This is a genomic window from Mesorhizobium sp. ES1-4, from assembly GCF_020164745.1.
Classification (GTDB): domain Bacteria; phylum Pseudomonadota; class Alphaproteobacteria; order Rhizobiales; family Rhizobiaceae; genus Mesorhizobium.
On the sequence record NZ_JAIUGV010000023.1, the window covers coordinates 39,735 to 63,973 of the forward strand.

A 24,239-nucleotide genomic window follows, 5' to 3' on the forward strand; every position below is an offset into this window, starting at 1 on the left:
AATGGGTCAGTTTTGATCGTGCCCCGCAGTTGCTACAGGCGCACAGGTGCCGGTGCGATCTGGCGGTTTCTCAAATACGGCTTTGCGCCATCGGGTCCACCCCAATAGCTGAGCGTCGTTCGCACGGGGAATTGTGTTCACCACGCCGGGCGACTTGACCGTCCACCGCCAGAGCGCTGAACGGTCCGCTAGTGAGGCGCTCCCCGAATCGTCGTTTATCCCGCTCGCCCCGGACCGGGTGACAGCCAGCGTTGCCGCTACGCTGCGGAGAAAAACCGTCAGCGCGTGGCATTCGGACATAAGCTGATCGACGCCAAGAATAAGCCCCACGGAGGTGACCGGTGCGGCCGGAACAAGAAAGAGCGTTGCAGCCATTGTGACGAGGCCTGCACCGGTAATGCGGGTTGTTCCGTTCGAAGGGAACAATGCGACAAACAGCATGAGGATCCGGCAGCCGATCGGGAGATCAGTTTTCGTCGCTTGGGCGATGAAAAGGGCGGCGAGCATCATATTCGTGCCGTCCAGATTGAATGGAATGAGACCCACGACCGAATGCGTGGCGCCGGCCTTTTCCATCTTCTCCATGAGCGAGGCCAGCGCGGCCTCTGAGGAGGACATTGCGAGCAGCAGCTCGTCCTTGATGTATCGGACGAGAGAGAAGAGCGAGCGGCCGTTGTAGCGGCAGACCGCGCCGAACAGGATCGAGAGGAACAGGACCGAGAGGAACAAGACTTGCAGGATGTCGCCTTCCGCGAAGGCACTGGCAATCGTTGACGGGATGATGTTCATCAGGAAGCTGGTCACGGACTGCTCGTGAGCCGTGGCCACATAGCCCTTAACGGCTTCGACATCGAGCGAGGCCGGATCGATGTTGAGGCCGGCGCCAGGCTGAACGATATTCGCGACAATCAGCCCGACAAGGAGTGCTAGCGTCGAGAAGGTAAGGAAATAAACCATCGCCTTGGCGGCAACTCGGCCGACCTTCTGCAGATCGCTCATGCCGGCAATGCCGGTCGCCATTGTCAGGAAGATGACAGGTACGGTGATTATCTTGACGACATCGACGAAGGCATCGCAGAGCGGCTTCAGGCTGTGGCCGGTCTCCAAATGGAAATAGCCGATTGCGGCACCCAGGATTATGGCGGCAAGTACCTGCACGTAGGTCCGGGCAAAATGGCGCTTGCGGGGCGCTAAGATCGCGCGGGGAACTCTTGGAACCAACACCGTCTCTCTCCTTGACCGGATCGGGGTGGGGCTCCTCCCTCTCCCATGCAGTGCTCCGGTCGAACGCTGCGCCCACTTCGGCGCAAACGATGTGCCAAATAGCAAGAGGGGAAAACGCGCAGGACCTCACGCAATGCTTGCGATTCGCTCTCCCACACTCGTGCAGTGGTTGCCTGTCGCAACTATGGAAGGGTCGATTCTGGGAACTCCAAAGGCCGCTCTTTGCGTCGACGCAGCTTGGCTGCCTGGAAGGTTCCCTCTTTGCCTTGCGGTCTGCGAGCTGGGTCCAGATGGTCATCATTTGGCTGCGCGCTGCACGGGGCTCGAAAGATTCAATCGAGGACGGGTCCTCTTGGAAAACGGGGGCAGCGTTGGTCAAGCCCTTCCACCCTGCTGTCCCAATGGTGTTCAGAAGCTCAGTTCACGATCAAGCGATGGATCAGCGTCATCTGGCGTTTGCGCCATCGCGGCGGCGTTGCAACGGGTCTGCCAAAGATGAGCAGGCCGCGAGGCAGGGTCCGAGACCTAGACTCCAACCTCATAGCGCGCTCGGCTCGCGTTCGGAAGGTTCGAACCGCAGCACGATCAGGTGGCGACACCGTTGGTCGGAACCGGAACCCGACGAATGATCGTTCGTGACCGACATCTGTGAACAAGCAGTATGTGTCATTGCAATCACCACCCGTTGCGCGGAAATGCCCATATGGCCGTGAATGAACTGGATTTGGTGATTTTCCAGATGGCGGTGGAAAGCGTCCGCTTGCTCTCTTCAAGCTTTGATGAGAAGGCGGCTGAGATAGCCACGAGGAGCCGTGGTAGCCTTCTTTTTGACGTGCGGGTGGACGGTGACCTGGAGGTCCAGCGAGTCGCAGCCATTGGATATCCAGGCGACAAGATCGGTGTGGTGGCATTGGACCGAGAGGGCCTTGTTAGCTGTTGTTGCCTTGTCAATGGCACCTTCTCACCTTTCATTGCACCGTTGGAGAACTGGACCAGCATGCCCCTTTCGATGCAGGCCCAGATCGATGTCACAGGCTATGCGAGGCTCCTTCTGGCCGCCTTGCGAAATGCTGGACATATGCTGGACAGGTAGCATCGCGATGATGTCTGTGATGAGATGGTGCAAACGGCTGGATGAGGCGATCGCTTGCTGGCAGCTTTGGCAACAAAGCGATCGGTGAGTTCGCAATGCTGGAACACGTCCTTTAGACTCTGCAGTTAAGTTAGCGGACTACCATCTGACGAATGCCCTCTGACAGTCTGCATGGCGCGGCATGCCCTCTTAGGAATGCAGCCGTGGTTCTACACCATCGGCTGTTTTTGTGTCGAAGGCGACGGGCACGCCATGAACGAAGGAAGCGGCCGCCAACAGTTCCTCCAACTCGCGGTCGGTGGCCTTGCATGCCGGCATTAGTGTTCGGATGGCGCGGATCGCCTGCGCCATGGAGAGAAAGCGGACCCTTCCCCTGGAAAGGACATAGGCTTCTGCGGCTTTTTCGACGGTGACGGTGTGAAACGAATTGGTCATGACGAATTCCTCCCTGAACCCTGACCAACCCGACTTATGGCACGAATTCGACCGCCTTCAAGCCTATGTCCGATTGCGGACAATCGCTGCGATTCGTTCAAAACCGCTGATGCTTTTGGGCGACCTGGTGAGGGGCAAGGAGACGTCGGCTGAACCCGTTTCAACCGACATGCTTCAGGCAGCGGCCAGGCCGAAATAACGCTGCTCCTCCTTGTCATAAGCGCCATGTGTGAGCTTTATCAATCCGGCACGGTCGATGATCGTGATCTCGCCGCGCTTGGCGTGCACCAGTCCTCGATACTCAAGCATTTGCAGGGCCGTGGTGACCCCGGGCGGTGGGCGCGAGCATGGTCGCCAGAAATTCATGCGTCGGGAGGATCTTATCTCCTTCCGCACGGTCGTGGACCATCAGCTGCCAGCGGGCCAGCCGTTCTTCGACCTTGGAGTGGCCATTGACCAGTGCCGTCCGGCATGATTGGACGAGGAACGCGTGGGCATAGTCCAGCACTGAGGTGCGAAGCGACGGGCTAATCGCAGGGCGAAGGTTTTCAACCGGCAGGCGCCAGGTAGTGCTTTCCTTTCCGAGAATGACGGCAATTCCTTTCATCCCGTCATAGCCGACAATGCCGACTTCACCTTGCCGCCCGCCGGTCATGGTGGCGACCACCGACGCGATGCCCCTCTCGGGAAAATATACGTTCTTGATCGGCTGATGCGCGACCTCCAACTTGTCCTTGATGCCCGGTTCGACGTGATGCAGCGATGGTCGCAAAAGCGCGAAGTCCTGCGGGGTGAGGGCTTCAGCACCTGGTCGCGAAAGAGGGATCGGGCAAGGCTCTCTTCCAACGGGGCAAGAGCGCGTACGTCTTACTGTCGGCTGCACCGAAGTAAATGCCGGCCGATGCCAAAGCATAGGCTTCGAAACGCGCGATTGCAAAGCCCTGTCGGGGCAGTGCAGTCATGCTAGAAGTCGCGCCGCCTACGATAGGCAGCGGATGACATGATTCCCTTCTGCGGCGGCCACCAAGAACGGCTCGGGCACGCTTTAATCGTTCATACACAAGCTCGCAGGAATGTAAGCAGCGGAACAGTCGGGTGATTCGTACCGCCCTGCCCTTTCAGAGATCAAGTCATTGGACGTCAATTCGGCTGGAACGCCTCGTCGAACGGCCCAGGAAAATGCAGCCGGATGAGCAATGGTGGTTCACCTTATGTGCGGTCCCGGATATGCGGTCCGGCGGCTCATCTCCCAATGGCTTGTCGATGGGGAAGTGGAACTCGTCATGTCGCCGCGAACCGTCACCGCGCTAGCGGGGCTCTTTTGAAGACGCCGGTGTTTTTCTTTGTGGAACTGAATCTGTGAGGTGATTGATGCATGAATCAAACATTTGCGTATTTCCGCTGCATCGGCGACGTATATTGGTCGAAAGTATCGCCCAGGCCCTCGAGACCAAGAACGGCGAGGCGGCGAGCGCGTTCTGGCGCTGTGCCGCCAAGAAAATGCTCATTCAATTGTCCGATGTAGGAATTGCGCCAGAGCTCGCTGCGCAGGAGGTTGGAAGCCTTCTTCATGCGGTCTTGGACGACATGGCCAACCGAACGGTAATGCACAAAGCATAGGCTCGGGCGCTGTTGGACCGCGCGTCAGCTCGGGTCCTTATCGGGGGACTGCTCCGACTGGCCGACGGTCCGGCCAAACCGGCATACCGGCAAAGCTTTGAGGTTGCGATCGCTCACGGCGGCCGGTCCAATATTCTAAGACGACCTCAGAAGCCACGTTGGCTTCTTTGGACGAAGCGGAGGGGCGCCATTTTGGCGTGCTCACGCTGGACTGCGGGTTGCGCCTACGGAAATCCAAAGTCCGGCCGCGCGAGCCAATCGACCGGAACAGTCGAAAGCTCGTGGGGCGGGTCCGCTCACCCTCACGGCGGCGGTGGCGGCCGTGAGCAGACTTAACTCAAGTCACGGCTGAGCATCCGCAGGCGCTATGCCGATTGGATGAGAACTGGTTGCCACAACACCGGCCCGTTGAGGCGTCCCCTCCAGCGGATGCGCAAGAGACTGGCGTAGGAAATATCGAGGAAGCCGGCGACTGCCTCGGTGTTGCCGACCTGCTTGGGCTGTCCGATACGTGACAACGGCCAGGTCGCGAGACGAAGGATCCTTTCGATGCGCGTATCTGTCACCGTTACGATCCCGGAGAGATTGTTGGCCAAGCCGAATTCGATGATCCCCGCGAAGAGCTCGTAGGTTGCTTGGGCCAGGCCGCCAGCTGCCTTCGGCGCTGTCGCAGGGAGATCGAGCGCGAAACGACTACTCTCCCAGATATCGGCACTCGCAGGGACCACCATCTCATCCAGCAGCGTCGGAAACGTATCGCGCAACATTGTCGGTCCGGTGGTCGGCAAAAGGCGGACGCAGCCGCAAGTTCGCCAATCGGACCCCTTGAGAAGCAGGTAGACGGGGTTCAGGCTGTCAAACGAGTCCGTTTCCATTTCGCCTTCGGTCTGCACTTCCCAATCGAGCCGCTTCTTGAAAACCCGATACCTAAGTCCGTGCATTTCCTTGAGTTCGCTCGCAAACTCGGCGTAGCAGTCGGGTGTTATCAGCTGCATCATTGTCGTCTCCGTGCGGGATGTGTCCACGCAATCGAAGGGCAAAGCCGTCATGAATGCAGCCTGTAGACCTTTACAGCTAGACTTGGAGAGGATCAGGATCTCGCCCGAGCAGCCATCCGCACTACGGCCTGGTTGATGGTTCGCACGCCAAGCTTCGCCTTGGCGTTTTCCTGATGGAAGGTCACGGTGCGTTTCGAGACACCGAGAATCTGGCTGATATCCCAGGCCGACTTGCCGCACGCCGCCCATTTCAGGCACTCGAACTCCCGCCGGGTGAGCATTATGCCATCTACCACGCAATCTTCGGCGAGCCTGCGCCGGGCATGGATATGAACGTTGATCGCAACCAGTTGCATTGCTTTTTCGTAGCGCGTCAGCGACCTCAGAAATGGCGGATGCGCCTCGTTGGAGGCGAAGGTCAGTGCGGCGAACCGGCCGCGATGATCATGCATCGACATGGTCAGTCCGCCGCGAATGCCGAACTCAGCTGCTTTTTCCAGGACTTCCTGCTGAGAGGTCGGCAAATAACGGTGATCGCGGTCCACACCCCAGTCGAAGGTATCCCAGCCCCGCAGTCCCCGCAGGATCACGGGATCCACGCTGTGGTAGCGCTGTTGCAGGTAATGTGATGTCCATGATGATGGATAATTCGAGATCAATCGCGGCCTGTCGCCGGAAGCGGATGGGTAGGTGAAATAAGCGAAGAGCGGAAAGTCGAACCCGGCTGCGGCGGACGCCATTGCCTCATGGAGATCGACGGCATCGACGCTTGCAGAGAGTTGCTCGACCAAGGTTTCAAATACGCGATGCATCTGCGCTTAGCGTACCTCGCGGAGGTTGCTGGAAGCCGACGGAGACGTGGTTCTAAATGATGGCCTGTCCCTGCAGGGCATACGACGCGCCGCCGTCATCACCGCAATTGCTGTGCTGCTTCCGATTGGAGAGAGCTCCGCCCACCTGACCAACTACCGATGGGTGATATTGCGACGTTATCGATGAGCCGCGTGTCGCCAAGCCAAGCCGCAGCAAGCAAGCGTGCCGGTCGGTCAAGGCTTGCTAACGATTGCAGGTCTGTTTCTCCGCGAAGCTCCAGGTATTCGAGCTCGCGATAGCCGGCAGCCAGAATTGCTGCACGCGCTTCATCAAGCGTAGGCAGGATGGGGGAGCCGCGTGCAAGCCGCTCGGCCGTATCGAGCAGGACCGATGCTAGTTTTGGGGCAATGGCGCGTTGGGCTGGGGAGAGCCGCACGTTACGCGACGATAGCGCAAGACCATCGGCTTCGCGGACTGTCGGACAGGGCACAATAGTGATCGGAATGTCGAGATCCCGGACCAAGCGCCTGACAAGCTGAAGTTGCTGAAAATCCTTTTCGCCAAAAAAGGCGAAGTCAGCGCCGGCCTGCAGGAAGAGCTTGGCCACGACCGTCGCCACGCCATTGAAATGGCCGAGCCGGAATGCGCCGCAAAGGCATTCGCTGATGCCGGACACTGAAACGGCCGTGGCGAAGCCCACCTGGTACATTTCCTCTGTGTCCGGCACATAGAGCAGATGCGTGCCCAGCAGAGCGAGCTTGGCAGCATCGTCGCTTTCCGTCCGAGGGTAGGCAATCAGGTCGGCGGGGCTGTTGAACTGCTTGGGGTTTACGAACAGCGTCACGATCACCCGCTCGGCCCTTTCGAGCGCCTTCCGCACGAGGCTCAGATGCCCGTCGTGCAAGGCTCCCATGGTCGGCACAATACCGATCGTGGCACCCGAGCGACGCCATTGCGCAACGACGCCGCGCAGCTCGCTCACGGTTCGAGCGATCGGCACGCTCATGTGAAGTCACCGGCCTTCAAGGCGTTGACATAGAGATGTTCGACCGCCGGAAAGTGCCGGTTCCGCATATCGGTGGCGTAAGCGGCGATTGCCGCCTCAGCCTGCTCACCGAGCTCGGCATAGCGTTTGACGAACTTCGGCCGAAATGAGGTGAAGAGCCCGAGCATATCGTGGCTCACCAGAATCTGGCCGTCGCAAGCTGGCGAGGCACCGATGCCGATGGTGGGTATGTCGATATCGGCGGTTATCTGCCGTGCAAGCTGCTCCGGTATCTTTTCCAGCACCAAGGAGAAGGCGCCAGCTTCAGTTACCGCCCTGGCGTCGCGCCTGATCCGCTCTGCATCGGCTCCCCGGCCCTGCACACGATAGCCTCCAAACGTGTTTACCGCCTGCGGCGTCAGGCCCACATGGGCCATGACAGGTACGCCGCGCGCGGTAAGGAAGCGGATGGTTTCCGCGATGGTCTCGCCGCCCTCGATCTTTACCGCTGAACAACCGGTCTCACCCATCACGCGCGCAGCGTTGCCGAAAGCGTGCTCTGGGCTTTCCTCGTAGGAACCGAAGGGCAGGTCGACGACCATCAGCGCGTGTTCAAGGCCGCGGCGAACGGCCTGTCCGTGCATGATCATCATGTCGAGCGTGACCCCCAGCGTCGACGACAGGCCGTGCAGCACCATGCCGACGCTGTCGCCGACAAGAACGATGTCGCAGTGGCGATCGAGCAGCCTCGCGACCGGCGTGGTGTAGGCCGTCAAGCATACAAGTGGCGTCTGGCCTTTTCGCGATCGAATATCTGGAGGAGTCATCCCTTTTATCTCACCAGCCGCGCTCAACCGAGGCCCCTTCCCTTACGTTACCAACAGCGGGTGTCGCGTTTGGCATATTTTTGTGCGACTGCGAAGAGCTAAAAACAGCGCTTGAGTACTCCGGTGTTGACGTGCTGGCTTCCAAGGTTACATTCAATCGATTAAGGCGCTCCGTTGGGCCAACCCGCTTTCGCAAACATGGATCCTCAGACAAGAAGAACCAAGAAAGGCAAAGCCGCCGTCAAAGCTGACGAAGCCAAAGTGGACCTGACTGCCGTCGTGGTCGCCGTAAACGACAGTGAGCCCTGTGTCCTCACAGTCGGTCATGCGGACACCCTCCCTTCTGGACCTTTTGCCCTTGAGCATCGATCACTGCAGTCGGGTTTGAGGGGGTGGGTGGAGCAGCAGACCGGCCATGCACTTGGATACATCGAGCAACTCTACACCTTCGCCGATCGCGATCGCATCGGCACTGAGCGCCACCAGCGCGTCATCTCAATCAGCTATCTCGCATTGACCAGGAAGGAACAGGCAACGAACTCGGCCGCGTGCGGCTGGCAAAGTTGGTACGAATATTTTCCCTGGGAGGACCACCGCTTCGGCACGCCGCCTGTGCTGCTCGATAGATTGCGGCCCCGCCTGATTGAGTGGGCCGGCGGCGCCAGCGAGCCGACCACTCAACGCGAGCGCCGGCAGCGCGCTGCGATAGCCTTCGGCTTCGACGACCGCCATTGGAACGAGGAACTCACGCTCCAACGCTACGAGTTGCTCTATGAAGCTGCTCTGATTGAGGAGGCCGGTGGCGGCAGGGACGCGATTGCGGCCGCGGCTGGCAAACCAATGGTCGCTGACCACCGTCGTATTCTGGCAACCGGGATCGCGCGGCTGCGTTCGAAGATCAAATACCGGCCGGTCGTGTTCGAGCTTATGCGGCCTTCCTTCACGCTGCTGCAACTGCAGCGAACCGTGGAAGCTTTGGCTGGCAGGCTGATCAACAAGCCGAACTTCCGGAGATTGGTCGAGCAGCAGGAACTTGTTGAGGAGACCGGGGAGACCTCCCTCGACACGGGCGGCCGACCGGCGAAGCTTTATCGCTTCCGGCATGCCGTCCTCGACGACAGGGCTATCGCCGGGACAAAATTACCGCTGGCGCGGGCTTGACATACTTATAGTCAAGGTAGATATATTCCCTTATTGTCAAACCGAATATAATCGAGGCGCCAATGACTGGGGCGTTACCTATGGCTGCGTCCTTGTATGAGCGTGTCCGGCGGGTGATCCCACCCGTTGAATGGCCCGCGTTCGCCGGCGATATTGAAGCCATCTTAGCGCTGAAGCGTGAGCGCAATGCGGTGGTGCTGGCGCACAATTACCAGACGCCCGAAATTTTTCATTGCGTGGCAGACATCGTCGGCGACAGCCTGGCGTTGGCCCACAAGGCGGTGACGGTCGACGCCGACATCATCGTGGTTGCCGGCGTTCATTTCATGGCCGAGACGGCAAAACTGCTCAATCCGAACAAGACCGTGCTCATCCCGGATCTCCGCGCCGGCTGCTCGCTGGCCGAATCGATCACGGCAAACGACGTGCGGCTAATGCGGCTGCGGTATCCGGGGGTCCCCGTTGTTACTTACGTCAACACTTCCGCCGCCGTAAAAGCGGAGTCCGACATCTGCTGCACGTCCGGCAACGCCAAGGCGGTGGTGGAATCGCTTGGCGTGGCGCGTGTGCTGATGCTCCCGGACGAATATCTGGCGAGGAACGTGGCAGCCGATACAGACGTCGAGATCATCGCCTGGAAAGGCCATTGCGAGGTGCATGAGCGCTTCACCGCAGCAGACATCCGGGAACTGCGCGATGCCCATCCAGGCGTCATCGTGCTGGCCCATCCAGAATGCCCACCAGACGTTGTCGCGGAGGCGGAGTTCTCCGGCTCGACCGCGGCGATGTCGGATTATGTCGAGCGTGAGAAACCGAAGCGTGTCGTCCTTCTGACCGAATGTTCGATGAGCGACAACGTCGCGGTCGCGCATCCCGACGTCGAGTTCGTTCGCCCATGCAATCTGTGCCCGCACATGAAGCGCATCAACCTGGCCAACATTCGCGCCGCACTCGAGCAGAACCGGCATGAGGTCCGGATTGATCCCGAAATTGCCGGCCCCGCCCGCCGCGCGGTCGAGCGCATGCTTTCCCTATGAGTCTGGAGGTTCGCGAAATCGCGGGGGCGCCGGTCGTCATCGGCGGCGGCATTGCCGGCCTGATGACGGCGCTTCATCTGGCGCCGGAACCGGTCGTGCTTTTGACCAACGCGCCGCTTGGAACCGGAGCCTGCAGTGAACTTGCCCAGGGCGGTCTTGCGGCAAGTCTCGGGGGCGACGACGGCCCAGATTTTCACCTTTGCGACACGATAGCTGCCGGCGACGGACTCTGCGATGAGGCCACGGTGCGGCGAGTGGTACGAGCTGCACCCGAAGCGATTAGGACGATCCAAAGGTTCGGCGTCGACTTCGACCAGCACCCTGACCGCGCGTTGCGACTTGGGCTCGAGGCGGCACACTCGCGACGGCGGATTGTGCATGCAGCCGGCGACGCCACCGGTCGCGAGTTGGTGCGCGCGCTCGTCGCCGCGGTTCGGCGTACAGCCTCGATCACCATTATCGAAAATGTGGAGGTCCGCCGGCTGGTCGTGCAGGACGGGTCGGTCATCGCCGTGGTCGCAGCAGGACGAGCCGGCGCGCTCGCTCTGCCCACGCGTCGCGCGGTGCTGGCGACCGGCGGCGTCGGCGGGCTGTTTTGCGACACGACAAACCCCGCTGGCTCATGGGGTCACGGGCTGGCGCTCGCCGCATGGGCGGGGGCGGAACTCGCCGACTTGGAATTCATACAGTTCCATCCAACTGCGCTCGACGGTCCGCGCCGGCCGATGCCGCTGGTGAGCGAAGCCGTGCGTGGCGAAGGCGCGGTGCTCATCGATGAGCGAGGAGAGCGCTTCCTCGCCGACACACCTGGCGGTGAACTTGCGCCTCGCGACGTCGTAGCGCGCGCCATTTGGCACCAGCTTGCCGTTGGACGCCGCGTATTCCTGGACGCACGGCAAAGTCTCGGCCCGAGATTTGGCAAGCGTTTTCCAGGCATCGCCGAATTGTGCCGGAGCGCAGGAATCGACCCAGCGACCGACCTGATCCCGGTGCGCCCGGCGGCACATTATCACATGGGCGGCGTCGCCGTAGACAGCGCCGGCCGCAGCTCCATCGAGGGATTGTGGGCCTGCGGTGAGGTGGCCTGTACCGGCCTGCACGGCGCCAACCGCCTGGCCAGCAACTCGCTCACCGAAGCGGCGGTCACCGCGAGCTGGGTTGCCGAAAGCGTTGCCGGCACGTCGTATACCCGGCGACCGCGCAGATGCTCCACATTCGTCCCTCCACGACCAGACGCTTCCGTGGTCCGCCCGATTGTCTCCGCCGCCCTGGGTATCATCCGCGACGGCGAGGCAATGCGCGAAGCGGTGGCGACCCTGCTGCCGATCGCAGCCAATAGTGTCGCTGCCTCTGGTCCGGCTTTGGTCTCACTGATGATCGCCGCGGCGGCCCTGAGGCGGGAAGAGAGTCGAGGCGCGCACTGTCGGTCCGATTTCCCGCTCCACGATGCCAACGTGCGCCCATCACGGCTGACACTGCACAGCGCAATGCGGGCCGCGGCCGCACTCGATTGCCGGGCTACCATACGGAGCACTTGATATGACTTCATTCTCCCCCCTCCCCGCGACCCTGATCGAACCGATTGTGCGCGTTGCGCTCCTCGAAGACCTGGGCAGATCCGGCGACCTGACCACCGATGCGGTTATCCCGTATGATTGCACTGCCACGTTGGTGCTCAAAGCGAGGCAGGCGGGCGTCGTTGCCGGGCTCGATCTGGTCTCGTATGCCTTCCTTCTCGTGGAACCGGCGATCAACATCCAGATCTGGCGCCCTGATGGCAGCGAGGTTGGGGCCGGGGAAACCATTGCAAGATTGTCCGGACCCGCACGAGGCCTGCTCACGGCCGAACGCACGGCCCTCAATTTCTTATGCCGGCTGAGCGGCATTGCCACTGCCACAGCGGCCATGGTTGAGGCCGTGCGCGGTCACAAGGCGAGGATTGTATCGACGCGAAAGACGACGCCCGGGCTGCGGGCATTGGAGAAATACGCCGTGCGCGTCGGCGGCGGTGCCAATCACCGGTTCGGCCTCGATGACGGCGTGCTCATAAAGGACAACCACATCGCGATCGCCGGCGATATGCGCACAGCAATAGAGCGGGCGCGCGCCGCAGCAGGGCATATGGTGAAGGTCGAGGTCGAGGTCGACACGCTGAAGCAGCTCGATGCAGCGCTCGCGATTGGTGTTGACGCGGTGCTGCTCGACAATATGTCGGTCGAGGATCTTGCCCGCGCGGTTTCTATAGTGGATGGCCGTACGATCACCGAGGCGTCCGGTCGGGTGATGCCGAAAACGGCGGCGGCGATTGCGGCGACCGGTGTCGATCTCATCTCCATGGGTTGGCTGACGCACAGCGCCCCGATCCTCGACATCGGCCTGGACATGCCGGACCACCAGAACATCTGCAAGCACTTGAACTGAGGATTACGGCGTGAGGAGCAACATCAGCTCGGCAGGCGTAGGAGGTGCTGGAAAGACGTGCCGCAGCTCGCCTTTAGCGAGTGCGCCCCAAAGCCAAGAAGGCGTACCGGACTAGCAAACAAAGGTTTGACGATGACGATTGGAATGAACTCGGAGTTCGACGTGAACCAGACCATGCAATCGGTCGACGGAACGCCTCCGCGATGGAACCGCAAAGAGGCCGAGGCCATCTACGGCATGCCATTCAACGATCTGCTGTTCCTGGCTCAGACGATCCACCGCCAGAACTTCGATCGAAACCGAGTGCAGCTGTCGCGGCTCCTTAGCATCAAGACCGGCGGGTGCCCCGAAGATTGCGGCTATTGCAGCCAGTCTGCGCATTACGAAACCGGTGTGAAGGCGTCGAAGCTGGTGGACGTCAAGCATGTCATCGACGAAGCGGCCAAGGCGCGTGATGGCGGCGCAACGCGCTATTGCATGGGCGCGGCGTGGCGAAGTCCCAAGGAGCGCGACATGGACGTTGTGGTCGCCATGATTGAGGGCGTCAAGGCCCTCGGCATGGAGACCTGCATGACGCTCGGCATGCTCGATCTTGAGCAAGCTGCTCGCCTGAAGCAGGCCGGTCTCGACTACTATAACCACAACATCGATACCTCTGAGCGCTACTATGGCGAGGTTATTTCAACCAGGACTTTTGCCGACCGGCTGAAAACGCTTGGGCACGTGCGCGCGGTTGGGATGAAAGTCTGCTGCGGCGGCATTGTCGGGATGGGAGAAGAAAAGACCGATCGCATCGACATGCTGGTCACGCTCGCGAACCTGCCCGAGCCGCCGGAAAGCGTGCCGATCAACATGCTTATTCCCATCGAAGGCACGCCGCTTGCCGCGGCCGACGCCATCGATCCGATCGATTTCGTCCGCATCGTTGCGCTCGCGCGGGTGATGATGCCGAAATCCTATGTAAGGCTGTCCGCCGGCAGGACGGCGATGAGCGACGAAACGCAGGCGCTGTGCTTCTTTGCCGGCGCCAATTCGATCTTTGTCGGCGACACGCTGCTGACGGCGGGAAATCCCGGCGAGGACAAGGATACCCTTCTGTTCCGGCGCCTCGGCATTGAGCCTATGGAACTCGCCACGCAATGAAGGAGGCAATTCTTGCCCGCTATGACGCAACCTTGCGGGGACTGGGGCGCAAGGACCGGTTGCGGACGCTCGCACCGCGCGCCGGGCTCGACTTCTCGTCGAACGACTATATCGGACTTGCCGCCTCCAAAAGACTGGGCGATGCGGTTTCGACGGCGATTGCGCGGGGCACGCCAGTGGGCGCCACCGGATCGCGGCTGTTGCGCGGCAATGCACCGGAACATGAGCAACTGGAGGCGGACGCAGCGGCATTTTTCGGAGCCGAGCGTGCACTGTTCTTCGGCAGCGGCTATATCGCCAACTTCGCTCTGCTGACGGCCCTGCCGCAGAAAGGCGACCTGCTGGTCCTCGACGAGCTCGCTCATGCCAGCATGCATGAGGGTGCCCAGGCCGGGCGCGCTGAGTTCAAGCTGGCCGCGCACAACGACGTCGACGCTGTCGAGGACGCAATCACCCGCTGGCGCGCCGAAGGCGGCATGGGGCGGGTGTGGATCGCCTTCGAAAGCCTTTACAGCATGGATGGCGACCGTGCGCCGATGGAGAGCCTGGTCGCGCTGGCTGATCGGTACCAGGCATTCATCGTCGTCGATGAAGCGCATGCCACCGGCGTCTGGGGACCGGACGGCCGGGGACTGGCCGCCGCGTATGAAGGCCGCGACAACATCGTCACGCTCCACACATGCGGCAAGGCGCTTGGCGCATCCGGCGCGCTCGTTACCGGACCGCGAACACTGTGCGACTATCTTATCAACCGGTGCCGGCCATTCATCTATGCGACCGCACCATCGCCGCTGATGGCAGTCGCGGCACGTGAGGCGCTGACTATTCTGTCTGACGAGCCTATGCGTCGTGCTCAGTTGCACGAGCGTGTCGCTTTCGCGAGCCGGCAATTGGCCGAACGCTGCGGCGTGATGCCCAGCGGCTCGCAGATCCAGCCGCTTGTGATCGGCGATAACAGCCGCACCATGGCGGTGGCGGCAGGACTGCAGGCACGCGGCTTCGACATACGCGGCATTCGCCCGCCGACAGTGCCTGAGGGTACGTCGCGCCTGCGCATTTCGCTGACTCTCAACGTCGACGAAGCCGACATTTCCGCCATGGTCGAGGCTCTCGTCGGAGTGTTGGCCACAGCATGACCAAACGCATCGTCGTCACCGGAACAGACACTGGAATTGGCAAGACAGTGTTTTCGGCCGGACTTGCCGGGCTGCTCGACGGCTTCTACTGGAAGCCGGTGCAATCGGGCCTCAACGAGGAGACCGACAGCGAGGTCGTCGCCCGGCTTTCCGGCTTGCCCGACGGACGCGTGCTGCCCGAAGTCTATCGACTGACGATGCCGCTGTCGCCGCATCGATCAGCCGAAATCGACGGCGTCGCGATCGAGGCCGACGATCTTTCATTTCCGGTCCTGCCGACACCGCTCGTCATCGAAGGCGCCGGCGGGCTGATGGTGCCGCTCAATCGACAGACAAGGTTCATTGACATATTCGAACAATGGCGGCTGCCGGTCATACTGTGCGCCCGCACCGCGCTTGGCACCATCAATCATACGCTGTTGTCGATCGAGGCCCTGAGAGCCCGCTCCATCCCGCTCATCGGCATTGCCTTCATTGGCGAAGAGGTGGCCGATACACAAAGGACAATCGTGGAATTCGGCGGCGTGCCGCAGCTGGGCAGGCTGCCGCACCTCGGTCCGCTGACGGGTGAAACGTTGAGAGATGCAATGATTTCCGGCTTCGACCTGGCCATGATTGCCGGAGGCGACTGATGGCGGAGTCTCGAGTCTGGCATCCGTTCACGCAGCACGCGCTAGAGCCCTCGCTCCCTGAAATCGTGCTGACTGAAGGCGCCTATCTCCACAAGGCCGACGGCTTCCGCATCCTCGATGCGATTTCTTCCTGGTGGGTCGTCACCCATGGCCATCGCCACCCCCGCATCATGAAGGCCATCGAGACGACCGCCTCGAGCCTCGACCAGATCATCTTCGCGGGCTTCACCCACGAGCCGGCCGAACGGCTGGCCGAGGCGCTTGTAGGCATCGCACCCGCCGGCCTCCACCGGGTGTTCTATTCCGACAGTGGCTCGACCTCAGTCGAAGTCGCGCTGAAGATGGCGCTCGGCTATTTCCGTAACATCGGCGCGTCGCGTTCGCGCATCGCCGTCATGGAGCACAGCTATCATGGCGACACCATCGGCACGATGAGCGTCGGCGCCCGTGGCGTCTTCAACGCCGCCTATGAGCCTTTGCTGTTCGAGGTCGACACCATCCCCTTCCCGGCCGCCGGGCGCGAGCAGGAAACGCTGGATCGGTTCGAGGCCGTTAGCCGCGACCGGCGCGCAGCCGCGCTGATCGTCGAGCCGCTGGTGCTTGGCGCCGGCGGCATGCTGATGTATCCGGCCTGGGTTCTTGCCGAATTGAAGAGGATCGCCGAAGCCTCCGGCACGCTCGTGATCGCCGATGAAGTGATGACCGGCTGGGGGCGCACCGGAACCATGTTTGCCTGCGAACAGGCGTCCGTCTCGCCCGACATCTTGTGCACCTCGAAAGGTCTGACCGGTGGTACCATCCCGCTGGCCGCCACGATCGCCACCGATGCCATCTTCCACGCTCACTTTTCGGAGGATCGCAAGAAGACGTTTTTCCATTCGAGCTCCTACACCGCCAATCCGATCGCCTGCGCGGCAGCACTTGCCAATGTCGAGATCTGGCGTGACGAGCCGGTGGCCGAGCGGATCGCGGTCTTGAGCGCGAGGCAGGCCGCGGGGCTGCAACGCTTCCGGGACAATCCATATTTCACCGACTGCCGGACAACCGGCACCATCGCGGCACTCGACCTACGCACCGGCTCAGCCGGTTATCTGGCCGAGATCGGGCCAAAACTGCGCGCTTTTTTCCTTGAGCGCGGCCTGTTGGTGCGCCCGCTCGGCAATGTCCTCTATCTTCTGCCGCCCTATTGCATCACCAGCGACGAATTGGACGGGCTCTATGACGCGATAGAGGAGGCCGGCGAACGCTTCGGCTCGCGGCCATGAACCTATCGTCGCGCGTTCTCGGCTTCGGCCATCATGCGCCGACGCGCAAGGTCGAGAACCCGGAAATCGAAGACCGGCTCGGGCTTGAGCCCGGCTGGATCGAGCGGCGCACCGGAATTCGCTCGCGCTTCTGGGCAACAGACGAAGACACGCTGTCGGGCCTTGCCGCCTCTGCCGGCGACATGGCGCTGACCAATGCCGGTATCGACCGCGGCGACGTCGGTCTACTCTTGCTCGCCACGTCGACGCCCGATCACCTTCTGCCGCCAAGCGCGCCGCTGGTCGCACATCGGCTGGGGCTAGGCCGCGCCGGAGCGATCGACCTGACCGGCGCCTGCGCCGGCTTCATCTATGCGCTGATGTTCGCCGACGGGTTCACCCGCCTGCACGGCAAAGCGAGCCTTGTCATCGCCGCCAACATCCTCAGCCACCGCATCAATTTGGCCGAGCGCGCCAGCGCCGTGCTGTTTGCCGATGCCGCCGGCGCCATGGTGATCAGTCCTTGCGATGACCCGGATCGAGGCATTCTCGGCGCTTCGGTGGATTCCGACGGCTCGCGCTACGGGCTAATCCAGATTCCCGCCGGGGGAAGCAACACTCCGTTCCATGCCGACCTCGACCTCGCGCAGACACGGATGACGATCACTGACGGCCGTGAAGTATTCAGCAAGGCCGTGGAGATGATGACCGCCTGCTCGAGAGATGCGCTCACTGCTGCCCGACTGAGGCCGCAAGACCTCGATCGTTTCGTGCCGCATCAGGCCAATGCGCGCATTTTCGACGCGGTCGGCAGGAACCTCGGCATCGCTGATCACTCGATCGTCAAGACGATCGCCGAATATGGCAACTCTTCCGCCGCGACGATCCCGCTCTCATTGTCGCTGGCCCATCGGGCGCAGCCGTTTCGGCCTGGCGAGAAAGTCCTCTTGGCGGCAGCGGGTGCGGGTCTCAGCGGCGGCGCGCTTGTGGTGGGAATTTAGCAAAGCAATGCTTGCGCACAGGACTGCTCATGAATGAGACTATGAGAATGGCTCAATACGCAAATAGTCGCCGGCAAGCTCCATAGAGCTGGGGTCCGTGCGGTGCTCCGCGATGTCTAAGTATCGACCCGCTTGCTCAAATCGCAGCGCTCATCGAAGGCCAGCAATACCTCATGCAGAGCGAAAATCCCCAACCGCCCGTTTCAAAGACGCTCGCCCCATTTCGAAACAAGGTGTTTCGCTCAATTTGGGCGGCCACCCAGATTTCCAGCCTCGGTTGGCTAGTGCAAACGGTCGCCATCAGTTGGCTTATGGCAACGATTTCAGCGTCCGACCTCATGGTGGCACTCGTCCAGGCCGCATCCACATTGCCGGTGTTCTTCCTCTCAGTTTTCGCCGGAGCCATTGCCGACAACTTCAGCCGCCGGTGGGTGATGTTTGCGGGACACTGCCTGATAGCATCGGCGTCGACGACGCTGATGATTTCTGTGGGTCTGGGATTTGTCAGTCCTTGGCTGATTCTCGGGTTAGGTTTCCTGGCCGGCTGCGGCTTTGCCTTGAATGATCCGGCTTGGCACGCTTCGGTCGGCGATATCCTTCACAAACGCGACATTCCGGCCGCAGTGACGCTTATGTCCGTCGGATACAACATTGTGCGCAGCGTTGGTCCAGCCTTGGGGGGCGTGATCCTGGCCGTCTTTGGGCCGCTGGCCGCTTTCGCCTTGGCTGCGGTGAGTGATCTGGCGCCCATAAGCGCGATATGGCGCACCAAATGGGAGGTCCGCTCTTCGCCTCTCCCTCGTGAGAGAATGACGACGGCAATTCATGACGGAGTGCGCTTTACGGCGATGTCTTTGGAGATCAGGGCAGCGACCGCCCGAGCCGCTCTTTTCGGGTTGGCAAGCATCTCCATTCTGGCGTTGCTCCCCCTCGTCGTCCGGGATCAGTTGAAGAGTGGGCCAATTGTCTACGGTATCTTATTGGCCGGCTTCGGCATGGGTGCTTTCATCGCGGGTATGGGCAACGGCTTCTTGAGGAAGGTCACGTCTCAAAACAGGCTGGTGGCCTTCGCCTCTGTGGCTTGTGCAGTCTGTTGCCTCTCCCTTGCCCTTACATCGTCGCTTCCTGTGGCGGCCATTTCGCTGGCGCTCGGCGGAGCGGGTTGGCTTATCACCTGGACGGGCATTGACGTGTCGGTGCAGTTGGCAAGCCCAAGGTGGGTTGTAGGCCGCACGCTCTCCATTTACTACGCCTTGAGCGCAGGCGGTATGGCTGCTGGCAGCTGGATCTGGGGTTCTGTCGCGCAAAACTATTCCTTGACCTCAGCATTGGAGGGCGCCGCAGGCGCTCTGTTGCTGGTTGCAGCAGCGGGGATCGTGTTGCCGGTCCGTCCCTGGGAAGAAACCGATCAAGAAAGTTCAGTTTTTCATCCGCCGGACGTGGCTCTCGATCTGAAACCCAGAAGTGGCCCTATCGTGGCCAAGGTCGAGTATTTGATATCGGAGGAAAATATCGAGGCCTTTCTGGGCTCCATGCGCACGCGGCGACACGTCCAGAGCCGTGCCGGTGCACGAAACTGGACGCTCCAGCGAAATCTGCAAACACCGTCACTTTGGACGGAGACATTCCGCACCCCCACCTGGATGGACTTTCTCCGCCTAAATCATCGACTCACCGCAGCAGATAAGGAAGTCGCCCAGCATCTCCTGTCACTGCATGAAGGAGAGGTGCCTCCGCAGACAGTGCTTTCGATTGAACGGACGACCGAGGCAATTCGTACCCGTACCTCGACAATCTTTTCTCGTCCTCCAAGATGACGCCATCAAGCTGCTGTCCAGGGACAGGGTGGATCACCGGTGCTTTGCAGAGCACAGCCTCACACCGAGAGCAGCGTGCTCCGGGTTGTGCGCTTTCGCGCGCACCCAGGCGAGATGATGGTGAACGCGGCGTCAAGTGGAAGTCCCCTGCATACGCTTGCGGAGTCTTCTGCGAGAGCCCATGCCGACGAGCGCCAAACAAGGTCTGATGCCTTTCGGCGTCGTGGCCTCAACTCATCGATTCGCGAGAAAAGCATCGAATGCAGCAGCAACGGCGCGAACAACAAAGCGGTGCTCCGGCCGCACGCGGATGAAGCCGTTTTCGACGTCCAGGATCCCCTCCTCAGCCAGCGTCACCAAACTCTCAACTGAATCGAGAAAACGAGCTGGTTCGATTTCGTGGGCGGCACAGATGGTCGGCACGTCGGCCTCCAAATCGCACATCAGTCGCTCGATGATCGCTGCGCGCACCCGGTCATCGTCGGTCAGACGGTGACCCTTTGATGTCGCCAGACGTCCACTTGCGATGTGCCGGGCGTAAGAATCCCGTGTTACTTCGTTCTGAACATACCCCTCGCGGACTCGGCCAATAGCCGACGCGCCGAAGCCGATCACGTTTTGCAAGTATCGGCCGAGTATCCCAGCGAATTACGCCGTAGGCGCCCGGTCTTCTGGCGCTAGCGCAAGTTCGTCGTCCGGCGGAGCGAAATGATCGAGCCCGATCTCCCGGTAGCCAGCGCCAACCAGTGTCTCGGCGACAGTTGCAGCCTGTTCGGCGCGAAGATCGCCGTCCGGTAGACCTGCCTGCTCGATTAGGCGCTGATTCTTTATCACGGAAGGAATATGCGCGTATCCGAACACCGCAAGCCGGTTGGGGCGCATGGCGACCGCAGCCATCGCGGTCTGGATGCAGGACTGCACAGTCTGTTTCGGTAGACCGAAGATGAGGTCGAAGTTGATATGGCCAACGCCATGCCGGCGGAGATTTTGGACTGCAGCGGCCGTCTGCACCTTACTCTGGATCCGATTGATCGCCTTTGCACATCGGGATCAAAGCTCTGCATCCGATGCTCGCGCGGTTGACACCGTTAGCTGCCAGGGCTTCGGCCATTTCCGGTGTGAACGTTCGGGGATCGATCTCCACGGCGATCGCAGCAGTTTTGCTGAAAGCGAAGTGGCGGCGTAGAAATTCCATCAGCGCCAAGTGCTCGGCTGGCCCGATAAGGTGAGGCGTTCCGCCGCCGAAATGCACATCGCTCACCGGCAGCCCTTGCCGCACTTGCTCCGACACCAAACTGATCTCCTGACGCAGCACCGCTAAATAATTAAGGATCGGGCCGTTGCGACGGATGACCGCGGTAGGGAAGCCGCAATACCAGCACATGGATCGGCAAAACGGAATGTGGAAATAGAGCGACACCGATTCGTCGGCCGGGAGGCCCCCCAGCCATTCCTCATAATCGTCAGCACCAACTGCCGCAGAGAAGTCTGGCACAGTCGGATAGATGGTATACCAAGGCGGCCGGGGGTCCCGGTACTTTGTCAGGATTGAGGTGTGCAAGGAGCTGTCATCCCACGTCGCTCATCCATCATTCTTTCGTTGCGCGCTCGTCCTGGTCTCTGACCTAAGTCAGTGCGTCCCGCTTATGTCGCAGTCTCGTTTGGACAGGATGGGGTCAACCACGCCGGGGAGCGCGCGTGCCATGGTTGCGCCTGAGGTGATGGTGCGGTGCCGCATTCAACGTCTGAGTACGTGACGCCAGTGCAGTGTGCTTGAGGCGTCTGCGGAAGAACTTTGCAATGCGAAATTCATGTCCGACGCAACGGACCTGTCAAGCCTCGTTCAGACGCCATCCAGGTCCAGCCAGCGGCCTTCCCTGCCGGCCGAAAAACCATACCGGCTTTAGCCACCGAGACGCTCTAAAGCTGACGTCGGCTCATTTGATGAAAGGAGGACGCCGCTAGGGGGTGCACAAGGTTCCCCGGCTTGACGTCGCTTCGAGCGAAGAGCGGTGTGGCTTGTCGTCAAGCGCCGGGCAGCGTGCCCCCTACCGATATCCCGAAAAGATCGACCAAGATGGCCATGCCGACGCCACACGCGGTCTGGATGAGGCCGACCATGAAAATGCGATTGGCGCGTTCGTAGATGGGGCGCCGCAAGGAACTCATGTCGAGCAGCATGGACAGCGCTCTCATCTGCAGTGCGATGCCGAGCAGGATCGGCACTACGGCGAACAGATCGTAGAGTTGCCATGGCAAGGGGTTCGCGGCCCAATGAGTGAGGAAGCCGAGGGAAAAGGCAAGCAGGATACCCACGGCAGTGATTGTGCCGTTGCGGAAAATGGTCTCGATCGGTTCTTCCTTCGGATCGTGCTCGTCCAAGCGGCTTCCTTTCGTTGCTCTTTCCGTCGAGACTAAGTTCTCGAGAATACTGTTCATCGCCAATTACTCGAGGCGAGCCGTAGGCAGCCGTTTCAGGGTGCGCTCCCTCTCGCTTCCGGCCGCGCAATGTACCTGCACGGCGAACTTACAGCGGCGAAAAGGTGCTGCGGCCACCATGCGACGCCTCGGACGTGCACGCCCTCTGTTCCTGGCGCAGCCCTTGCGGAGCGTACGCGCAGTGATCCTTCTCGGTAGCGGATGGCGCGGCCTCCGTTGCGGTCAGACGGGAAGCCGTCGCTGTTAAACGAGACTGTCACATATCGAACATGGCGAACCGTGTCGCACATTTCTTTTCGCAGTGACCCTCAAAAAAAGTGATTCCAGCGAGACGAAGGCGCGTCGGCCCGATTTTGGTGTCGGCCGCATCTACGCTTCAGGTTGGCATGTCGCTTGCTGCTCTATTCGGAGAGCTGCAGCGGTCCGACCGGAGTGTTTCACATGTAAACGATAATGAATCTCCTAGCAGAAAACACTATTATAAGTACATGTGGCTTTTACGCTGGCTCACCTCTCGTGTCAAGCGCTTTGGCGTCCACATATTGGAGACAACACGCACAAAATTTAGAGGAAAAGCTTGCTCTTTCGCCTCTATCCTTTTTATTCCTTCATGGAGATCTAGACATGTACATCAAGAGTCCTCTTCTCGGCTTAACTGCTCTGATGACCATTTCCGTCGGTCGAGCAGCTGGCGCCGAGCGGGAACCGGCCGAGTACATCAAGATCTGCGACGTCCTCGGCTCGGGATATTCCTATATTCCCAACACCGAGACCTGCCTGCGCATCGGCGGCTATGTCCGTTACGATATCGGCCTGGGTGACGTCCGATCGTATGACAGCGCAAGAACCTCGGACGTGAGAACTGGCGAGGACCAAGGCACTTGGCGAAACAGCACACGCTTCACGTTCAAAACTTGGACCGGCCAGCAGACCGAGCTCGGCGCGTTGACGACCTATACCGAAACCCAGGTGAATTTTGGCAACAGCGCTAACTCGCATGACAGTCCTCAGAACTATGATTTCAACAGCGGCCTCGCACTGGCTTCTGCCTGGGTCGAGCTGGGAGGCCTGCGAGTTGGCAAGGAGGGGTCGGCCTTCGATACGTTTGCAAGCTACGCTGGCAACGTTCTCGATAGTATGCTCGTTCCGTCGGCCGGCTTCGACACCAACGTGGCTCAGTACCACTTCGACGCCGGCAACGGCATTTCGACTGTGATTTCGCTCGAACAAGGATCGGGCTCAGCCGGTACTATCGACAGCTATATTCCGCACGTTGTCGCCGGCTTGAAATACACGCAAGGCTGGGGCTCGATCATCGGCGTCGCGGCTTATGACAGCAATTACGAAGCTTTTGCCGGCAAGATCCGCGTCGACGTCGCTGTCACAAACCAGCTGTCGCTGTTTGGACTCTTCGGCTACGGTTCCAATGCCAGTCTCAACGAGGACTCAAACGGCGCAATTGCCAATCATGGGCGCGGCTCGTACAAAATCTGGAACGGCCAGTGGGCTTTCTGGGCGGGCGCCACCTACGAGTTTGACGAGAAAACTTCGTTCAACCTTCAGGTCTCGGGTGATCAGCTCAAGGATGCTGGTGTGGCTGCAAACGTCGCCTACATGGTCGTTCCCGGCTTCACGGTCACAGCCGAGGTCGATTACGACCACTACGGCAACTCTGGCCTCGGCCCTGCCGAGCCTACCGCCGTCAAGGGCACGAGCAAGCCGAACAGCGTCGGCGGCATTCTCCGCTTACAAGGCTCATTTTGAAATCTCTCCAGTCGCGAGCATGGCAAAGGCACTTGCCTCGACAACGCACGCATGGAGAGCTTCGTTCGCCATCTTGAAGTCTGCATCGACCGTCCACGGCCCATCGTACCAACTAGAAACTGAAAGTTATGAGCCCTGTGTACTACACCTAGCCCTTGACCTGCCCGATGAACCGGCCAGGGGCCGTCAGTTCAAATTCGGGGCCGTTTAGAGGGCAGTGTGAGGCCGTGTTAGGTAAGCGCCACTGCAATGTCGAGGCCGCGACACGCCTGTCGCTTTGGACGGCTGGAATTGCCCTTCGCGGCGCCATTCATTCTCTCAACATTTACGTGATAATGCACGCTGAGTCCGAGCCGCGTGGCAGCACCCATCCTAGGTGTGAGCTTTCGAGAGGTTGTCCATTCGGACCGGACCGAGGAGACTGGAGTTACCACGCTTCAGCATCCATC

22 protein-coding genes and 1 pseudogene are annotated in these 24,239 nt (G+C 60.6%); 13 read left to right on the forward strand and 10 right to left on the reverse strand.

Annotated features, from left to right (window positions below):
* Positions 1 to 6: 6 nt before the first annotated feature.
* Positions 7 to 1,224, reverse strand: a complete 1,218-nt coding sequence (locus LB556_RS28870) for a cation:dicarboxylate symporter family transporter (RefSeq protein ID WP_082826565.1) — start codon at positions 1,222 to 1,224, stop codon at positions 7 to 9.
* Positions 1,225 to 1,927: 703 nt separating this feature from the next.
* Between LB556_RS28870 and LB556_RS28875 the strand changes: the two genes are divergently transcribed.
* On the forward strand, positions 1,928 to 2,317 hold the full coding sequence (locus LB556_RS28875; RefSeq protein WP_024505560.1) for a hypothetical protein: 390 nt from the start codon (positions 1,928 to 1,930) through the stop codon (positions 2,315 to 2,317).
* A 189-nt stretch (positions 2,318 to 2,506) separates the two neighbouring features.
* Here LB556_RS28875 and LB556_RS28880 read toward each other — a convergent pair whose 3' ends face one another.
* The 3 genes from LB556_RS28880 to LB556_RS28885 form a co-directional block, all read right to left on the reverse strand.
* Positions 2,507 to 2,752 carry a hypothetical protein gene (locus LB556_RS28880; RefSeq protein ID WP_063169243.1) on the reverse strand — a complete coding sequence of 82 codons (246 nt, stop codon included), beginning with the start codon at positions 2,750 to 2,752 and terminating at the stop codon, positions 2,507 to 2,509.
* A 174-nt stretch (positions 2,753 to 2,926) separates the two neighbouring features.
* Positions 2,927 to 3,061, reverse strand: a complete 135-nt coding sequence (locus tag LB556_RS31765) for a hypothetical protein (RefSeq protein ID WP_256754986.1) — start codon at positions 3,059 to 3,061, stop codon at positions 2,927 to 2,929.
* A complete protein-coding gene (locus tag LB556_RS28885; protein ID WP_224570941.1) occupies positions 3,054 to 3,524 on the reverse strand; it encodes a Crp/Fnr family transcriptional regulator in 471 nt (156 codons plus the stop codon). The genes LB556_RS31765 and LB556_RS28885 overlap by 8 nt, the downstream gene beginning before the upstream one ends.
* Before the next feature lie 599 nt (positions 3,525 to 4,123).
* Here LB556_RS28885 and LB556_RS28890 point away from each other — a divergent pair.
* Positions 4,124 to 4,372: a DUF6074 family protein gene (locus LB556_RS28890; RefSeq protein ID WP_063169245.1), complete on the forward strand. Its 249-nt coding sequence runs from the start codon at positions 4,124 to 4,126 to the stop codon at positions 4,370 to 4,372.
* A gap of 365 nt (positions 4,373 to 4,737) precedes the next feature.
* On the opposite strand, the gene LB556_RS28895 is transcribed toward LB556_RS28890, so the two are convergent.
* The 4 genes from LB556_RS28895 to panB form a co-directional block, all read right to left on the reverse strand.
* Positions 4,738 to 5,370, reverse strand: coding sequence for an acyl-homoserine-lactone synthase (locus LB556_RS28895; RefSeq protein WP_063169246.1), 633 nt, complete (start codon positions 5,368 to 5,370; stop codon positions 4,738 to 4,740).
* A 92-nt stretch (positions 5,371 to 5,462) separates the two neighbouring features.
* Complete coding sequence (locus LB556_RS28900; RefSeq protein WP_063169247.1) at positions 5,463 to 6,182, reverse strand: LuxR family transcriptional regulator; 720 nt, start codon at positions 6,180 to 6,182, stop codon at positions 5,463 to 5,465.
* Positions 6,183 to 6,280: 98 nt separating this feature from the next.
* The gene (panC, locus tag LB556_RS28905) at positions 6,281 to 7,189 is read right to left on the reverse strand and encodes a pantoate--beta-alanine ligase (protein WP_063169248.1); all 909 of its coding nucleotides are present in this window, start codon (positions 7,187 to 7,189) and stop codon (positions 6,281 to 6,283) included.
* Complete coding sequence (panB, locus tag LB556_RS28910; RefSeq protein ID WP_063169249.1) at positions 7,186 to 8,022, reverse strand: 3-methyl-2-oxobutanoate hydroxymethyltransferase; 837 nt, start codon at positions 8,020 to 8,022, stop codon at positions 7,186 to 7,188. Before panB ends, panC begins: the two co-directional genes overlap by 4 nt.
* Positions 8,023 to 8,193: 171 nt before the next feature.
* On the opposite strand from panB, the gene LB556_RS28915 reads away from it, so the two are divergent.
* The 10 genes from LB556_RS28915 to LB556_RS28960 all read left to right on the forward strand — a co-directional run bounded on the left by LB556_RS28915 (position 8,194) and on the right by LB556_RS28960 (position 19,587).
* Entirely contained in the window at positions 8,194 to 9,156 is a 963-nt protein-coding gene (locus tag LB556_RS28915) for an NUDIX hydrolase (protein WP_024505567.1), read from the forward strand.
* A gap of 62 nt (positions 9,157 to 9,218) precedes the next feature.
* Positions 9,219 to 10,193 carry a quinolinate synthase NadA gene (gene nadA, locus LB556_RS28920; RefSeq protein WP_063169250.1) on the forward strand — a complete coding sequence of 325 codons (975 nt, stop codon included), beginning with the start codon at positions 9,219 to 9,221 and terminating at the stop codon, positions 10,191 to 10,193.
* A complete protein-coding gene (locus LB556_RS28925) occupies positions 10,190 to 11,731 on the forward strand; it encodes an L-aspartate oxidase (RefSeq protein WP_063169251.1) in 1,542 nt (513 codons plus the stop codon). Before nadA ends, LB556_RS28925 begins: the two co-directional genes overlap by 4 nt.
* Before the next feature lies 1 nt (position 11,732).
* Entirely contained in the window at positions 11,733 to 12,614 is an 882-nt protein-coding gene (nadC, locus tag LB556_RS28930) for a carboxylating nicotinate-nucleotide diphosphorylase (protein WP_063169252.1), read from the forward strand.
* Positions 12,615 to 12,788: 174 nt separating this feature from the next.
* Positions 12,789 to 13,757 carry a biotin synthase BioB gene (gene bioB, locus LB556_RS28935; protein WP_224570943.1) on the forward strand — a complete coding sequence of 323 codons (969 nt, stop codon included), beginning with the start codon at positions 12,789 to 12,791 and terminating at the stop codon, positions 13,755 to 13,757.
* Entirely contained in the window at positions 13,754 to 14,893 is a 1,140-nt protein-coding gene (locus tag LB556_RS28940; RefSeq protein ID WP_024505572.1) for an 8-amino-7-oxononanoate synthase, read from the forward strand. Before bioB ends, LB556_RS28940 begins: the two co-directional genes overlap by 4 nt.
* The gene (gene bioD / locus LB556_RS28945) at positions 14,890 to 15,525 is read left to right on the forward strand and encodes a dethiobiotin synthase (RefSeq protein WP_063169254.1); all 636 of its coding nucleotides are present in this window, start codon (positions 14,890 to 14,892) and stop codon (positions 15,523 to 15,525) included. The genes LB556_RS28940 and bioD overlap by 4 nt, the downstream gene beginning before the upstream one ends.
* A complete protein-coding gene (locus tag LB556_RS28950) occupies positions 15,525 to 16,790 on the forward strand; it encodes an adenosylmethionine--8-amino-7-oxononanoate transaminase (protein ID WP_063169255.1) in 1,266 nt (421 codons plus the stop codon). Before bioD ends, LB556_RS28950 begins: the two co-directional genes overlap by 1 nt.
* On the forward strand, positions 16,787 to 17,770 hold the full coding sequence (locus tag LB556_RS28955) for a beta-ketoacyl-ACP synthase III (protein WP_063169256.1): 984 nt from the start codon (positions 16,787 to 16,789) through the stop codon (positions 17,768 to 17,770). The genes LB556_RS28950 and LB556_RS28955 overlap by 4 nt, the downstream gene beginning before the upstream one ends.
* A 173-nt stretch (positions 17,771 to 17,943) precedes the next feature.
* A complete protein-coding gene (locus LB556_RS28960) occupies positions 17,944 to 19,587 on the forward strand; it encodes an MFS transporter (protein WP_063169257.1) in 1,644 nt (547 codons plus the stop codon).
* Positions 19,588 to 19,821: 234 nt separating this feature from the next.
* On the opposite strand, the pseudogene hemN reads toward LB556_RS28960, so the two are convergent.
* Positions 19,822 to 21,148, reverse strand: a pseudogene (hemN, locus tag LB556_RS28965) (oxygen-independent coproporphyrinogen III oxidase).
* Between the two features lie 464 nt (positions 21,149 to 21,612).
* Positions 21,613 to 21,969, reverse strand: a complete 357-nt coding sequence (locus tag LB556_RS28970; protein WP_024505577.1) for a hypothetical protein — start codon at positions 21,967 to 21,969, stop codon at positions 21,613 to 21,615.
* Positions 21,970 to 22,650: 681 nt separating this feature from the next.
* On the opposite strand from LB556_RS28970, the gene LB556_RS28975 reads away from it, so the two are divergent.
* Positions 22,651 to 23,790, forward strand: coding sequence for a porin (locus LB556_RS28975; protein ID WP_063169258.1), 1,140 nt, complete (start codon positions 22,651 to 22,653; stop codon positions 23,788 to 23,790).
* The last annotated feature ends 449 nt before the right edge of the window (positions 23,791 to 24,239 follow it).

What these genes read in the sequence shown, in the direction of transcription:
- LB556_RS28875 (WP_024505560.1), top strand. Translation starts at nt 1,928, where the DNA reads ATGGCCGTGAATGAACTGGATTTGGTGATTTTCCAGATGGCGGTGGAA.
- LB556_RS28880 (WP_063169243.1), bottom strand. Translation starts at nt 2,752, where the DNA reads ATGACCAATTCGTTTCACACCGTCACCGTCGAAAAAGCCGCAGAAGCC.
- LB556_RS31765 (WP_256754986.1), bottom strand. Translation starts at nt 3,061, where the DNA reads ATGCTTGAGTATCGAGGACTGGTGCACGCCAAGCGCGGCGAGATCACG.
- LB556_RS28890 (WP_063169245.1), top strand. Translation starts at nt 4,124, where the DNA reads ATGCATGAATCAAACATTTGCGTATTTCCGCTGCATCGGCGACGTATA.
- LB556_RS28895 (WP_063169246.1), bottom strand. Translation starts at nt 5,370, where the DNA reads ATGATGCAGCTGATAACACCCGACTGCTACGCCGAGTTTGCGAGCGAA.
- LB556_RS28900 (WP_063169247.1), bottom strand. Translation starts at nt 6,182, where the DNA reads ATGCATCGCGTATTTGAAACCTTGGTCGAGCAACTCTCTGCAAGCGTC.
- panC (WP_063169248.1), bottom strand. Translation starts at nt 7,189, where the DNA reads ATGAGCGTGCCGATCGCTCGAACCGTGAGCGAGCTGCGCGGCGTCGTT.
- LB556_RS28915 (WP_024505567.1), top strand. Translation starts at nt 8,194, where the DNA reads ATGGATCCTCAGACAAGAAGAACCAAGAAAGGCAAAGCCGCCGTCAAA.
- nadA (WP_063169250.1), top strand. Translation starts at nt 9,219, where the DNA reads ATGACTGGGGCGTTACCTATGGCTGCGTCCTTGTATGAGCGTGTCCGG.
- LB556_RS28925 (WP_063169251.1), top strand. Translation starts at nt 10,190, where the DNA reads ATGAGTCTGGAGGTTCGCGAAATCGCGGGGGCGCCGGTCGTCATCGGC.
- nadC (WP_063169252.1), top strand. Translation starts at nt 11,733, where the DNA reads ATGACTTCATTCTCCCCCCTCCCCGCGACCCTGATCGAACCGATTGTG.
- bioB (WP_224570943.1), top strand. Translation starts at nt 12,789, where the DNA reads ATGCAATCGGTCGACGGAACGCCTCCGCGATGGAACCGCAAAGAGGCC.
- LB556_RS28940 (WP_024505572.1), top strand. Translation starts at nt 13,754, where the DNA reads ATGAAGGAGGCAATTCTTGCCCGCTATGACGCAACCTTGCGGGGACTG.
- bioD (WP_063169254.1), top strand. Translation starts at nt 14,890, where the DNA reads ATGACCAAACGCATCGTCGTCACCGGAACAGACACTGGAATTGGCAAG.
- LB556_RS28950 (WP_063169255.1), top strand. Translation starts at nt 15,525, where the DNA reads ATGGCGGAGTCTCGAGTCTGGCATCCGTTCACGCAGCACGCGCTAGAG.
- LB556_RS28955 (WP_063169256.1), top strand. Translation starts at nt 16,787, where the DNA reads ATGAACCTATCGTCGCGCGTTCTCGGCTTCGGCCATCATGCGCCGACG.
- LB556_RS28960 (WP_063169257.1), top strand. Translation starts at nt 17,944, where the DNA reads ATGCAGAGCGAAAATCCCCAACCGCCCGTTTCAAAGACGCTCGCCCCA.
- LB556_RS28975 (WP_063169258.1), top strand. Translation starts at nt 22,651, where the DNA reads ATGTACATCAAGAGTCCTCTTCTCGGCTTAACTGCTCTGATGACCATT.